Origin of the sequence: Pseudomonas sp. GW456-L13 (assembly GCF_017350115.1) — a bacterium.
GTDB classification, from domain to species: Bacteria; Pseudomonadota; Gammaproteobacteria; order Pseudomonadales; family Pseudomonadaceae; genus Aquipseudomonas; species Aquipseudomonas jessenii.
Genome location: NZ_JACNAS010000001.1, coordinates 1,541,349 through 1,553,964, shown reverse-complemented (window position 1 = coordinate 1,553,964; position 12,616 = coordinate 1,541,349). Strand labels below are relative to the sequence as shown.

General features: G+C 57.9%; 12 protein-coding genes. 11 read left to right on the top strand and 1 reads right to left on the bottom strand.

Annotated features, from left to right (window positions below):
- Nucleotides 1-13 precede the first annotated feature (13 nt).
- The 7 genes from odhB to J4D25_RS07010 all read left to right on the top strand — a co-directional run bounded on the left by odhB (nucleotide 14) and on the right by J4D25_RS07010 (nucleotide 8,140).
- Nucleotides 14-1,234: a 2-oxoglutarate dehydrogenase complex dihydrolipoyllysine-residue succinyltransferase gene (gene odhB / locus J4D25_RS07040; RefSeq protein ID WP_057715826.1), complete on the top strand. Its 1,221-nt coding sequence runs from the start codon at nucleotides 14-16 to the stop codon at nucleotides 1,232-1,234.
- 98 nt (nucleotides 1,235-1,332) lie between these two features.
- Nucleotides 1,333-2,769: a dihydrolipoyl dehydrogenase gene (gene lpdA / locus J4D25_RS07035; RefSeq protein WP_007998079.1), complete on the top strand. Its 1,437-nt coding sequence runs from the start codon at nucleotides 1,333-1,335 to the stop codon at nucleotides 2,767-2,769.
- Between the two features lie 196 nt (nucleotides 2,770-2,965).
- Nucleotides 2,966-4,132, top strand: coding sequence for an ADP-forming succinate--CoA ligase subunit beta (gene sucC / locus J4D25_RS07030; RefSeq protein ID WP_007919879.1), 1,167 nt, complete (start codon nucleotides 2,966-2,968; stop codon nucleotides 4,130-4,132).
- A complete protein-coding gene (sucD, locus tag J4D25_RS07025) occupies nucleotides 4,132-5,013 on the top strand; it encodes a succinate--CoA ligase subunit alpha (protein ID WP_007919877.1) in 882 nt (293 codons plus the stop codon). Before sucC ends, sucD begins: the two co-directional genes overlap by 1 nt.
- A gap of 402 nt (nucleotides 5,014-5,415) precedes the next feature.
- Nucleotides 5,416-6,729 carry a branched-chain amino acid transport system II carrier protein gene (brnQ, locus tag J4D25_RS07020; protein WP_057715825.1) on the top strand — a complete coding sequence of 438 codons (1,314 nt, stop codon included), beginning with the start codon at nucleotides 5,416-5,418 and terminating at the stop codon, nucleotides 6,727-6,729.
- Between the two features lie 272 nt (nucleotides 6,730-7,001).
- Nucleotides 7,002-7,739, top strand: coding sequence for a DUF599 domain-containing protein (locus J4D25_RS07015; RefSeq protein ID WP_057715824.1), 738 nt, complete (start codon nucleotides 7,002-7,004; stop codon nucleotides 7,737-7,739).
- Nucleotides 7,739-8,140, top strand: coding sequence for an MAPEG family protein (locus J4D25_RS07010; protein WP_057715823.1), 402 nt, complete (start codon nucleotides 7,739-7,741; stop codon nucleotides 8,138-8,140). Before J4D25_RS07015 ends, J4D25_RS07010 begins: the two co-directional genes overlap by 1 nt.
- Before the next feature lie 67 nt (nucleotides 8,141-8,207).
- Here the strand turns inward: J4D25_RS07010 and J4D25_RS07005 are convergent, their stop codons facing one another.
- Nucleotides 8,208-8,480, bottom strand: coding sequence for a hypothetical protein (locus tag J4D25_RS07005; protein WP_057716651.1), 273 nt, complete (start codon nucleotides 8,478-8,480; stop codon nucleotides 8,208-8,210).
- A gap of 158 nt (nucleotides 8,481-8,638) precedes the next feature.
- Between J4D25_RS07005 and J4D25_RS07000 the strand changes: the two genes are divergently transcribed.
- The 4 genes from J4D25_RS07000 to J4D25_RS06985 all read left to right on the top strand — a co-directional run bounded on the left by J4D25_RS07000 (nucleotide 8,639) and on the right by J4D25_RS06985 (nucleotide 12,346).
- Complete coding sequence (locus J4D25_RS07000) at nucleotides 8,639-9,115, top strand: PaaI family thioesterase (RefSeq protein WP_057715822.1); 477 nt, start codon at nucleotides 8,639-8,641, stop codon at nucleotides 9,113-9,115.
- The gene (locus J4D25_RS06995; RefSeq protein WP_057715821.1) at nucleotides 9,112-9,564 is read left to right on the top strand and encodes a PaaI family thioesterase; all 453 of its coding nucleotides are present in this window, start codon (nucleotides 9,112-9,114) and stop codon (nucleotides 9,562-9,564) included. Before J4D25_RS07000 ends, J4D25_RS06995 begins: the two co-directional genes overlap by 4 nt.
- An 81-nt stretch (nucleotides 9,565-9,645) precedes the next feature.
- Complete coding sequence (gene htpG / locus J4D25_RS06990; protein ID WP_057716650.1) at nucleotides 9,646-11,550, top strand: molecular chaperone HtpG; 1,905 nt, start codon at nucleotides 9,646-9,648, stop codon at nucleotides 11,548-11,550.
- Between the two features lie 67 nt (nucleotides 11,551-11,617).
- Nucleotides 11,618-12,346 (top strand): dienelactone hydrolase family protein, encoded by a 729-nt coding sequence (locus J4D25_RS06985; protein WP_057715820.1) that lies wholly within the window; start codon nucleotides 11,618-11,620, stop codon nucleotides 12,344-12,346.
- Nucleotides 12,347-12,616: the final 270 nt, after the last annotated feature.

Sequence of the window (12,616 nt, the reverse complement as noted above, 5' to 3'; positions counted from 1 at the left end):
GGAACCACAGACAATGGCTATCGAGATCAAAGCCCCCACTTTCCCGGAATCGGTTGCCGATGGCACCGTTGCCACCTGGCACAAACAACCGGGCGACGCGGTCAAGCGCGACGAACTGATCGTCGACATCGAAACCGACAAAGTCGTGCTGGAAGTGCTGGCTACCGCTGACGGCGTGCTGGGCGCTATCGTCAAGAACGAAGGCGAAACCGTTCTGTCCGACGAAGTTCTGGGCTCCATCGTTGAAGGCGGCGCTGCTGCTGCCGCTCCGGCTGCCGCTGCTGCTCCGGCCGCTGCTGCCGCTGCTCCAGCTGCCGGCGTTGACGAAGACGCTATCGCGGCTCCAGCTGCTCGCAAGCTGGCCGAAGAAAACGGCATCAACCTGGCTTCCGTCAAAGGCACCGGCAAAGATGGTCGTGTAACCAAGGAAGACGTGGTTGCCGCTGTCGAAGCCAAGAAAGCCGCTCCGGCTGCCGCGCCTGCCAAGGCTGCTGCACCTGCCGCCGCCGCTCCGGTATTCGCTGCAGGCGATCGCATCGAGAAGCGCGTACCGATGACCCGCGTACGTGCCACCGTGGCCAAGCGTCTGGTTGAAGCTCAATCGAACATGGCGATGCTGACCACCTTCAACGAAGTCGACATGACCGAAGTCATGGCGCTGCGTTCGAAGTACAAGGACCTGTTCGAGAAGTCCCACAACGGCGTGCGCCTGGGCTTCATGTCGTTCTTCGTGAAAGCAGCCACCGAAGCGTTGAAACGCTTCCCGGCTGTCAACGCGTCGATCGATGGCGGCGACATCGTTTACCACGGCTACGCTGACGTCGGCGTTGCAGTTTCCAGCGATCGCGGCCTGGTTGTACCGGTTCTGCGTAACGCCGAACTGATGAGCCTGGCTGAAATCGAAGGCGGCATCGCCACCTTCGGCAAGAAAGCCCGCGACGGCAAACTGTCGATGGACGAAATGACCGGTGGTACTTTTACCATCACCAACGGTGGTACTTTCGGTTCGATGATGTCGACCCCGATCGTCAACCCGCCACAAGCAGCCATCCTGGGCATGCACAACATCATCCAGCGTCCGATGGCCATCAACGGCCAGGTCGTTATCCGTCCGATGATGTATCTGGCACTGTCCTACGATCACCGTCTGATCGATGGCAAAGAAGCTGTGACCTTCCTGGTGACCATCAAGAACCTGCTGGAAGATCCGGCTCGTCTGTTGCTGGATATCTGATAGAAGCAGCCATGAGCTGCAAGCCCGGGCTGTCGGAAAACCCGCAGCCTGGCTTGCCGCTCGCGGCTTGAAGCTTTTCGCTAAAGAGGATTTTTTGAATGTCGCAGAAATTTGACGTAGTAGTGATCGGCGCTGGCCCTGGCGGCTATGTGGCTGCCATCAAGGCCGCTCAGCTTGGTCTTTCGACGGCCTGCATCGAGAAGTACACCGACAAGGAAGGCAAACTGGCTCTGGGCGGTACCTGCCTGAACGTCGGCTGCATTCCATCCAAGGCCCTGCTGGACAGTTCGTGGAAATTCCACGAAGCCCAGGACGGTTTCGCGATCCACGGTATCAATCACGCTGGCGTGACCATGGACGTGCCGGCGATGGTCGGCCGTAAAGCCAACATCGTCAAAGGCCTGACCTCCGGCGTTGCGACCCTGTTCAAAGCCAACGGTGTGACCTCGATCCAGGGTCACGGCAAGCTGCTGGCCGGCAAGAAAGTTGAAGTCACCAAGCCTGATGGCTCGGTAGAAATCATCGAAGCCGAAAACGTCATCCTGGCTCCAGGTTCGCGTCCGATCGACATTCCGCCAGCTCCGGTTGACCAGAATGTGATCGTCGATTCGACTGGTGCCCTGGAATTCCAATCCGTACCCAAGCGTCTGGGCGTGATCGGCGCTGGCGTGATCGGTCTGGAACTGGGTTCGGTCTGGTCGCGTCTGGGTGCAGAAGTGACTGTCCTGGAAGCCCTGGACACCTTCCTGATGGCAGCGGACACCGCTGTTTCCAAGGAAGCGCTGAAAACCCTGACCAAACAGGGTCTGGACATCAAGCTGGGCGCTCGCGTCACCGGTTCCAAAGTGAACGGCGACGAAGTCGTGGTGAACTACACCGATGCCAAGGGCGAACAGAACATCACTTTCGACAAGCTGATCGTAGCCGTTGGTCGCCGTCCGGTGACCACTGATCTGTTGGCTGCCGACTGCGGCGTGACCCTGGACGAGCGCGGTTTCGTGCACGTTGACGATCACTGCGCCACCACCGTACCGGGCGTTTACGCCATCGGCGACGTGGTTCGCGGCATGATGCTGGCACACAAGGCCTCGGAAGAGGGCATCATGGTTGTCGAGCGCATCAAGGGCCACAAGGCCCAGATGAACTATGATCTGATCCCTTCGGTTATTTATACTCACCCGGAAATCGCGTGGGTCGGTAAAACCGAGCAGGCCTTGAAAGCTGAAGGCGTTGAAGTTAACGTCGGCACCTTCCCGTTCGCAGCCTCTGGCCGTGCCATGGCTGCCAACGACACCGGTGGTTTCGTCAAGGTCATCGCAGATGCCAAGACAGACCGCGTATTGGGCGTCCACGTGATTGGCCCGAGCGCTGCGGAACTGGTTCAGCAGGGCGCGATCGGTATGGAATTCGGCACCAGCGCTGAAGACCTGGGCATGATGGTTTTCTCCCATCCGACCCTGTCTGAAGCCTTGCACGAAGCTGCTTTGGCTGTGAATGGCGGCGCCATCCACATCGCCAACCGCAAGAAGCGTTAAGACAATAAGAAACCACGGCGGAATGGCCCGTCGTGAGCCTTGCATGCAAGACTCACCGCGGAATATCCGCTGGACGCAGTCTTGCATAGCTGCACCGGGTATCCGGAAAGGCTATGCAAGCAGCAGTCACAGGTGGTGCGGCACTTGAATGAGTGCAGCACCGAATGCGCAGTACCTAACGAAGACGGTAATAAGCATGAATCTTCACGAGTATCAGGGTAAGCAGCTGTTCGCTGAGTACGGCCTGCCAGTTTCCACCGGTTACGCGGTAGACACCCCGGAAGCAGCAGCAGAAGCTTGCGACAAAATCGGCGGCAGCGAGTGGGTTGTCAAAGCCCAGGTCCACGCCGGTGGTCGCGGTAAAGCGGGCGGCGTAAAGCTGGTTCGCAGCAAAGAAGACGCCAAAGCCTTCGCACAGCAGTGGCTGGGCAAGCGTCTGGTGACTTACCAGACTGACGCCAATGGTCAGCCAGTCACCAAGATCCTGGTTGAATCGTGCACTGATATCGCTAAAGAGCTGTACCTGGGCGCTGTCGTTGACCGTTCGAGCCGTCGTATCGTGTTCATGGCTTCCACCGAAGGTGGCGTGGACATCGAGAAAATCGCTCACGACACTCCAGAAAAAATTCTGAAAGCCACTATCGATCCACTGGTTGGCGCTCAGCCATTCCAGGGTCGCGAGCTGGCATTCCAGTTGGGTCTGGAAGGCAAGCAAGTTGCCCAGTTCGCCAAGATCTTCGTAGGTCTGGCCAAACTGTTCAAGGATCACGACCTGGCCCTGCTGGAAGTGAACCCGCTGGTGATCAAGGCTGACGGCGATCTGCACTGCCTGGACGCCAAGATCAACATCGACGCCAACGCCATGTACCGTCAGCCTAAGCTGAAGACTTTCCACGATCCGTCGCAAGACGATCCGCGCGAAGCGCACGCTGCCAAGTTCGAACTGAACTACGTAGCGCTGGAAGGCAACATCGGTTGCATGGTCAACGGTGCTGGCCTGGCCATGGGTACCATGGACATCGTCAACCTGCATGGCGGCAAACCAGCCAACTTCCTCGACGTGGGCGGTGGTGCTACCAAGGAACGCGTTACCGAAGCGTTCAAGATCATTCTGTCCGACACCAACGTCGCTGCAGTACTGGTCAACATCTTCGGCGGCATCGTTCGCTGCGACATGATTGCCGAAGGCATCATCGGTGCAGTGAAAGAAGTCGGCGTGAAAATCCCGGTTGTTGTTCGCCTTGAAGGCAACAACGCTGAGCTGGGCGCTAAAGTACTGGCAGAAAGCGGTTTGAACATCATCGCTGCTACCAGCCTGACCGACGCTGCTCAACAAGTTGTCAAAGCTGCGGAGGGCAAATAATGAGCGTCCTGATCAATAAAGACACCAAAGTTATCTGCCAGGGTATTACCGGTTCGCAAGGTAGTTTCCACACCCAGCAAGCCATCGAGTACGGCACCAAGATGGTTGGTGGTGTAACTCCAGGCAAAGGCGGCACCGAGCACCTGGGCCTGCCAGTGTTCAACACCGTTAAAGACGCCGTAGCTGCCACTGGCGCCACCGCAAGCGTGATCTACGTTCCGGCTCCTTTCTGCAAAGATTCGATCCTGGAAGCTGCTTTCGGCGGCATCAAGCTGATCGTGTGCATCACCGAAGGCATTCCTACCCTGGACATGCTGGACGCTAAAGTTAAGTGCGACGAGCTGGGCGTAGTCCTGATCGGCCCTAACTGCCCAGGCGTGATCACCCCAGGCGAATGCAAGATCGGCATCATGCCAGGTCACATTCACTTGCCAGGCAAGGTCGGTATCGTTTCCCGTTCCGGCACCCTGACCTACGAAGCTGTGAAGCAGACTACTGACGCCGGTTTCGGTCAGTCGACTTGCGTCGGCATCGGTGGTGACCCGATCCCGGGTTCGAACTTCATCGACATCCTGAAGCTGTTCCAGGAAGACCCGAAGACCGAAGCGATCGTGATGATCGGTGAGATCGGCGGTTCGGCTGAAGAAGAAGCGGCTGCCTACATCAAGGCACACGTGACCAAGCCGGTTGTATCCTACATCGCTGGTGTGACTGCTCCTCCGGGCAAGCGCATGGGCCATGCTGGCGCAATCATCTCTGGCGGCAAAGGCACTGCAGACGAGAAATTCGCTGCTCTGCAAGACGCAGGCGTTAAAACCGTGCGTTCGCTGGCAGACATCGGCAAGGCCCTGGCCGAGCTGACTGGTTGGGCTGTCAAGTAAGCCTCGCGCTTAGCTGACGCTTCACCAAACAAAGGCCACCTTCGGGTGGCCTTTGTCGTTTCCGGGGTTTGCGTTGACAGTGCGGACGCCATCGCGAGCAAGCTCGCTCCCACATTGGAACGCGGTCAACTGTGGGAGCGAGCTTGCTCGCGATGGCGGACTGACAGGCGACATCTATCAACATGCAGAAACGCGACACAAAGATGTCGTATATCGGATAGTTCGCCCTCTAACAGTGCGTTTATCGGTCAAATTCGTTAGTCTATGCGCCATTTTTGCGTCTGCGGCCCACAAGGCGCGCAACGCGCTAAAAGGGTCGGTCTTATACGGACTGACAGCATTTCCCTCACCCATAGGGAAATCCCTCTCTAAATTCCGATTCAGTAGTGTGGTATTTCCTTAATGAAAGTGTTGAAAGGCCAGGACATCCTGGCACTTGGTTTTATGACGTTTGCCCTGTTCGTCGGGGCTGGCAACATCATCTTCCCACCTATCGTCGGTTTACAGTCCGGGCCCAATGTCTGGATGGCGGCGCTGGGTTTCCTGGTCACCGCAGTTGGTCTGCCGGTGATCACTGTTGTGGCGCTGGCCAAGGTCGGCGGAGCAATGGATGCCTTGAGCAGCCCGATCGGTAAAGTGGCCGGTGGCCTGCTGGCAGCGGCTTGCTACCTCGCTGTTGGCCCGCTGTTCGCGACGCCACGTACCGCGACGGTATCCTTCGAGGTGGGCCTGGCGCCCCTGACCGGCGAGAGCCCGCTGGCGCTGTTCCTCTACAGCTCGGTTTACTTCCTGCTGGTGTTCTTCATCTCGCTGTATCCGGGCCGTTTGCTGGATACCGTAGGGCGCTTCCTCGCGCCGCTGAAGATCATCGCCCTGGCCGTGCTGGGCATTGCAGCATTCGCCTTGCCGGCCGGTGACATTGGCCATGCAACCCCTGAATACGTTGCAGCACCGTTTTCCCAAGGCTTCATCAATGGTTACCTGACCATGGATACCCTGGGCGCCCTGGTGTTCGGCATCGTCATCGTCAACGCCATCCGTTCCCGCGGCGTCGAGTCGCCAGCACTGATCACCCGTTATGCGATCATCGCCGGGCTCATCGCCGGCGTGGGTCTGGCGCTGGTGTATGTCAGCCTTTTCCGTCTAGGTTCGGGCAGCCATGAAGTGGCCGCTGGCGCTACCAATGGCGCGGCGGTATTGCACGCTTACGTGCAGCACACCTTCGGTTCGCTGGGCAGTGGTTTCCTTGCCGTGCTGATCTCCCTGGCGTGCCTGGTGACCGCGGTCGGCCTGACCTGTGCCTGCGCCGAGTACTTCAGCCGTGTGGTGCCGTTGTCTTACAAGACACTGGTGATCATCCTGGCGGCGTTCTCGCTGCTGGTGTCCAACCTGGGCCTGACCAAGCTGATCGCGTTCTCGATCCCGGTACTGACCGCGATCTACCCGCCGTGCATCGTTCTGGTGGCGTTGAGCTTCTGCAAGGACTTCTGGCATGAGCAGGGTCGTATCCTCGGCCCGGTGATGCTGGTGTCGTTCATCTTCGGCCTGATCGATGCCCTTAAGGGGGCCGGCCTGGCGGACTGGATGCCGACACAAATGGCCCACCTGCCGCTTAGCGAGCAGGGCCTGGCGTGGTTGGTGCCGTCGGTGATGACGCTGGTGGTCGCCGTGGTCTGCGACCGTATGTTGGGCAAGCGCGAAGAAGCGCTGGCTTAAGCTTTACCGGCCCGTCACAAACGGGCCTGTGAACAAAACAGAAATGCCCCGTATCAATCGATACGGGGCATTTTTTTATGGGGTGATGCGGTGTCTTTTCTTCTGCGCTAACGTCGAAATACTGCCATGGCCCTTGTAGGAGCGAGCTTGCTCGCGAAGGTCGTGAACTATAGCGCGTGATTTCTGGATAAACGCGTTGCTCTCAGGGTCTTCGCGAGCAAGCTCGCTCCTACAGGGTTTATGTACACCGCAAACACATCACAAGGATCTGCATGTCGTTCATCCAAGCCAACCTGATCCACATTCTTGCCGCCGTCTGGTTTGTTATCTGCTGGGGCGGGTACACCCGCTATGCCACATGGAAAGGCCGTGACACCGCGTGCCTGGCCAGTGTGCTGCACCTGTATCGTGAAGACTGGATGCGCCGCATGCTGCTGCGCGACAACCGCATCGCCGATGCCAGCGTGATCGGCAATCTGGAGCGCAATGCGTCGTTCTTCGCCTCCAGTACATTGATTATCCTGGCCGGTATTCTCACGGTATTGGGGGCTTCGGAACGGGCGGTATCGTTGTTGGCGGATATCCCGATGGTGCAACAGGCGTCCCAGGGCATGTCGGAAATCAAGTTGCTGTGCCTGGCGCTGGTGTTTGTCTATGCGTTCTTCACGTTCAGCTGGTGCATGCGCCAGTACAACTTTGCGGCGGTACTGGTGGGTTCGGCGCCGATGGTCGGTGAGCGCCATGTATCGGAGCAAGAGCGCAAAGCATTCGCGTCACGCGCCGCTCGCGTCATCTCCATGGCTGCCAACCAGTTCAACTTCGGGCTGCGTTCCTACTACTTCGGCATGACCATGCTGGCCTGGTTTGTCAGCCCGTGGCTGTTCATGTTGATGAGTGCCGGCGTCGTGTTTGTTTTGTACCACCGCGAGTTTCATTCCGACGTTCTTGATGTGATGGTCTATACCCCTACAGAGGCGCCGTTGCCGGAGGCAATTAAAGAGGCAGCTTGATGAGTATTCCATTCTGGTGCGTGTTTATCAGTGCGGTGTTGATTTATCTGGCGCGAATGCCCGTGACCAGGGCCATGAAAGAGCAGGGTGGTTACGATAACCACCTGCCGCGCCAACAGCAGATGCAACTCACAGGTCTGGGAGCTCGGGCGGTGGCGGCGCATCAGAACAGTTTCGAAGCGTTCATATTGTTCGCGGTGGGTGTGTTGATGGCGCATACCACGCAGACGGCGGGCTGGCTGATCGACTGCCTGGCGATCATATTCGTGATCACGCGGGTTATTTACCTGGTGTGTTACTGGAAGGATCTGGCCTGGCAGCGCAGTTTGGTTTGGCTGGTGGGATTGATCTGTTCGCTGTTGTTGATGATTAGTCCGACTTTTCGAACGATTTTGCTCTAACCATTTTTTTTAAGGCAAAAGAAAACCCGCACTTGGCGGGTTTTCTTTTGCCACTCTAAAAACCGTATTAGTTCTTAGGTGCTTCTGGAGCGGCCGGAGCGGCCGGAGCGGCTGGAGCGGCCTCTTTTGCCGCTTCTGCGTTCGATTCGGCCTGAGCTTTGGCAGCTTCGGCGTTTTCTTTCGCAGCGTCGTTCACTTTATCCTGAGCTTTGTTCATGTCCTGCTGAGCTTGCTCGGCATGTTTGGTCGCATCTTGAGCTTTGTCCTCGGATTTTTTATCGCAGGCAGCGAGACCGAGGGAAGCGGTCAACATCAAGGCAATAGCTAAAGTCTTACGCATGGGGTGTTTCTCCTGATGAAAAGCATCTACTGGCATTAAGAGCCCACGCATCAGGGTTAAGTTCCTTAATTTTTTCAGATATATAAGTTTGTTCTAGTGTGGAACTTTTACCCGGACCGCCACCGCACTGTACAGACATAAACAAGAGTTTTTATCAAATGACTGAAAACCCCGTTTTTGAGCGTGCAAAGCGCTTTCTGTCGGCGCTGCGACATTGCCAGGTACTTGGACTAAGCGTTCACAGCGCCAGCAACGAAGGGCTGACGATTGTGCTGCCGTACAGCCCGCAGATCGTCGGCAATCCCGAAACCGGCGTGATTCATGGCGGAGCGCTGACTTCGCTGATGGACACCGCCTGTGGCATGGCGACCCTCTGCGTGCTCCCGGAATTCGAAGTCTGCCCGACTCTGGACCTGCGCATCGACTACATGCACGCCGCCGAACCACATAAGGATGTCTACGGCTTTGCCCAGTGCTATCGGGTCACCACCGACGTGATTTTTGCCCGTGGCTTCGCCTATCAGGATGACCCCGGGCAACCCATTGCCCATGTGATGGGCACTTTCATGCGCATGGGAAAGAACATCAAAGGCACCAAGGGCTTTGGTGGCGCGGTTGCCGGAGGTGCGCAATGAGCGAGTCGCTGAAAGATCAGTTGCAAAAGGCCCATGAACAGGGCGATTACGCCTCGTTGCTGGATTTGATTCCCTATGCCCGGCTGATCGGCGTCGAATGTTCCCGGGTGGGAGATGAGTTGTTGTTCAAGCTGCCAGCGAACCAGGACAACATCGGTAACCCCTTGTTGCCGGCGATTCATGGCGGTGTGATCGCCGGTTTCATGGAATTGGCCGCGGCGCTGCACCTGTTGGTGTTTACCGGAACGCCCGGGGTGCCGAAGATCATCGACTTCTCCCTGGATTACCTGCGAGCCGGACAGTTTCGCGATACCTGGGCCCGATGCCAGGTTTGGCGCCAGGGTCGCCGGGTCGCCAATGTGGCGATTACCGCCTGGCAAAGCACCGAAGCCGAGCCCATTGCCACGGCTCGTGCACATTTCAAACTCGAAGAGCCCTTGAAATCCTGAACTCAGCCCCAAACTCTGAGGACAACCCGCCGTCGATCCTCAAGGTCGCGGCTTATGCCATCTGATTGGAGTTTGATGACCATGAGTGTGGAAACTCAAAAGGAAACCCTGGGCTTCCAGACCGAGGTGAAGCAGCTGCTGCATCTCATGATCCATTCGCTGTATTCCAACAAGGAAATTTTCCTTCGCGAATTGATCTCGAACGCCTCTGACGCTGTCGACAAGTTACGTTTCGAAGCCCTGGCCAAGCCAGAGCTGCTGGAAGGTGGTGCCGAACTGAAAATCCGCGTGAGCTTCGACAAGGACGCTAAAACCGTCACCCTCGAAGACAACGGTATTGGCATGAGCCGCGAAGACGCGATCACCCACCTGGGTACAATCGCCAAGTCCGGCACCGCCGATTTCATGAAGCACCTGACCGGCGACCAGAAGAAAGACTCGCACCTGATCGGCCAGTTCGGTGTCGGTTTCTACTCCGCCTTCATCGTCGCCGACAAAGTCGATGTGTTCAGCCGTCGCGCCGGCAGCCCGGCCAGCGAAGGCGTGCATTGGTCGTCCAAAGGCGAAGGCGATTTCGAAGTCGCAACCGTCGACAAGGCTGAGCGCGGCACTCGCATCGTCCTGCACCTGAAGTCCGGTGAGGACGAGTTCGCCGATGGCTGGCGTCTGCGCAACATCATCAAGAAGTACTCCGACCACATCGCCTTGCCGATCGAGCTGCCGAAAGAAGTGGCCGCTGCCGAAGGTGAAGAGCAGCCGGCCGTTGAGTGGGAAACCGTCAACCGCGCGAGCGCCCTGTGGACCCGTCCGCGTACCGAGATCAAGGACGAGGAATACCAGGAGTTCTACAAGCACATCGCTCACGATTTCGAAAATCCGCTGAGCTGGAGCCACAACAAGGTCGAAGGCAAGCTCGAATACAGCTCATTGCTGTACGTGCCGACCCGTGCGCCGTTCGACCTGTACCAGCGTGAGGCGCCGAAAGGCCTGAAACTGTACGTGCAGCGCGTGTTCGTCATGGATCAGGCCGAGTCCTTCCTGCCGCTGTACCTGCGCTTCATCAAGGGCGTGGTCGACTCCAACGACCTGTCGCTGAACGTGTCGCGGGAAATCCTGCAGAAAGACCCGATCATCGACTCGATGAAGTCGGCGCTGACCAAACGCGTCCTGGACATGCTGGAAAAACTGGCGAAGAACGAGCCTGAGCAATACAAGGGCTTCTGGAAAAACTTCGGTCAGGTCATGAAAGAGGGCCCGGCAGAAGATTTCGCCAACAAGGAGAAAATCGCTGGCCTGCTGCGTTTCGCATCGACCCACGGCGATGATGGCGAGCAGGTTGTCGGCCTGGCCGAGTACCTGGCGCGCGCCAAGGAAGGTCAGGACAAGATCTACTACCTGACCGGCGAAACCTACGCCCAGGTCAAGAACAGCCCGCACCTGGAAGTCTTCCGCAAGAAAGGCATCGAAGTGCTGCTGCTGACCGACCGTATCGACGAGTGGCTGATGAGCTACCTCAGCGACTTCGACGGCAAGAGCTTTGTCGACGTAGCGCGCGGTGACCTGGACCTGGGCAACCTGGACTCGGAAGAGGACAAGAAGGCCGCGGAAGAAGTCGCCAAGGCCAAAGAAGGTCTGGTTGAGCGGCTGAAAACCGCATTGGGCGAGTCCGTTGCTGAAGTGCGGGTTTCCCATCGCCTGACCGACTCCCCGGCAATCCTGGCCATCGGTGAGCAGGACCTGGGCCTGCAGATGCGCCAGATCCTGGAAGCCAGCGGTCAGAAGGTTCCGGATTCGAAGCCGATCTTCGAATTCAACCCGGCTCACCCGCTGATCGAGAAGCTCGACAACGAGCAGAGCGACGAGCGCTTTGGCGACCTGTCGCACATCCTCTTCGATCAGGCGGCCCTGGCGGCCGGCGACAGCTTGAAAGACCCGGCGGCCTATGTGCGCCGTCTGAACAAGCTGTTGGTCGAGCTATCGGCCTGACGGTGTTGTAGAAAAACCCGCTTCGGCGGGTTTTTTCATTTCGGTGCTAAAACATCAGGAGTCAGAAATGAGCCAAATCACTGTACGTTCCGTTGCCTATCAGATTGACGGCCAGGCTTACGAAAGCCGTCTGGCCTTCGATGCCGACCATAAAGGCCCGCGCCCAGGCTTGTTGATGGCGCCGAACTGGATGGGCGTCAGCGCCGGTGCCGAGGAGATCGCCAAGTCGGTGGCATCCAAGGGTTATGTGGTGTTGATCGCAGATCTTTACGGTCAATCGGTTCGACCGACGAACAATGACGAGGCCGGCGCGGCCATGATGCCGTTGAAGAATGATCGCCCATTGTTGTGCAAGCGCATGCAGGTGGCGTTCGAGCAGCTACAAAGCCAGGGTGAAGTGGCTGTCGATACTTCGAAACTGGCCACTTTCGGTTTCTGCTTCGGCGGTTGCTGTGCCCTGGAGTTTGCCCGTACCGGCGCGCCGGTGAAGGCAGCGGTATCGTTCCACGGCACGCTGGACACACCGAATCCGGCTGATGCGAAAAACATCAAGGGTAAGGTCCTGGTGCTGCATGGCGCATCCGATCCATTGGTGCCGAAGGAGCAGTTGCCGGCGTTCGAAGACGAAATGAACGCGGCGGGTGTGGACTGGCAGTTGCTGAGCTATGGCGGTGCGTTCCACTCGTTCACCGACCCGCACGCCAATGTGCCGGGCATGATGATGTATGACGCCAAGGTGGCTGCCCGGGCGTTCACGTCGATGCATAACTTGCTGGATGAAGTGTTCAAGGGCTGATAGCTGTTTTCAGCCTGGATGGGGCCGGTGTCTTCGCCGGCCCCATCGCGAGCAAGCTCGCTCCCACAGGGGAATGGTGTCGTACACAATTCTTGCGGCCGACACGGTCAACTGTGGGAGCGAGCTTGCTCGCGATGGCGGCATAACTGGCGCTGAAGTTTTCAGGGCAATTCGAACCTCTCACTCCCACAGGGGAAATGTGTCGTACACAATTCTTGCGGCCGGCACGGTCAACTGTGGGAGCGAGCTTGCTCGCGATGGCGGCATAAC

Coding starts and splice junctions, on each gene's coding strand:
- htpG (WP_057716650.1), top strand. CDS start 9,646: ATGAGTGTGGAAACTCAAAAGGAAACCCTGGGCTTCCAGACCGAGGTG.
- J4D25_RS07015 (WP_057715824.1), top strand. CDS start 7,002: ATGTCGTTCATCCAAGCCAACCTGATCCACATTCTTGCCGCCGTCTGG.
- J4D25_RS07000 (WP_057715822.1), top strand. CDS start 8,639: ATGACTGAAAACCCCGTTTTTGAGCGTGCAAAGCGCTTTCTGTCGGCG.
- J4D25_RS06985 (WP_057715820.1), top strand. CDS start 11,618: ATGAGCCAAATCACTGTACGTTCCGTTGCCTATCAGATTGACGGCCAG.
- J4D25_RS07005 (WP_057716651.1), bottom strand. CDS start 8,480: ATGCGTAAGACTTTAGCTATTGCCTTGATGTTGACCGCTTCCCTCGGT.
- J4D25_RS07010 (WP_057715823.1), top strand. CDS start 7,739: ATGAGTATTCCATTCTGGTGCGTGTTTATCAGTGCGGTGTTGATTTAT.
- odhB (WP_057715826.1), top strand. CDS start 14: ATGGCTATCGAGATCAAAGCCCCCACTTTCCCGGAATCGGTTGCCGAT.
- lpdA (WP_007998079.1), top strand. CDS start 1,333: ATGTCGCAGAAATTTGACGTAGTAGTGATCGGCGCTGGCCCTGGCGGC.
- sucD (WP_007919877.1), top strand. CDS start 4,132: ATGAGCGTCCTGATCAATAAAGACACCAAAGTTATCTGCCAGGGTATT.
- brnQ (WP_057715825.1), top strand. CDS start 5,416: ATGAAAGTGTTGAAAGGCCAGGACATCCTGGCACTTGGTTTTATGACG.
- J4D25_RS06995 (WP_057715821.1), top strand. CDS start 9,112: ATGAGCGAGTCGCTGAAAGATCAGTTGCAAAAGGCCCATGAACAGGGC.
- sucC (WP_007919879.1), top strand. CDS start 2,966: ATGAATCTTCACGAGTATCAGGGTAAGCAGCTGTTCGCTGAGTACGGC.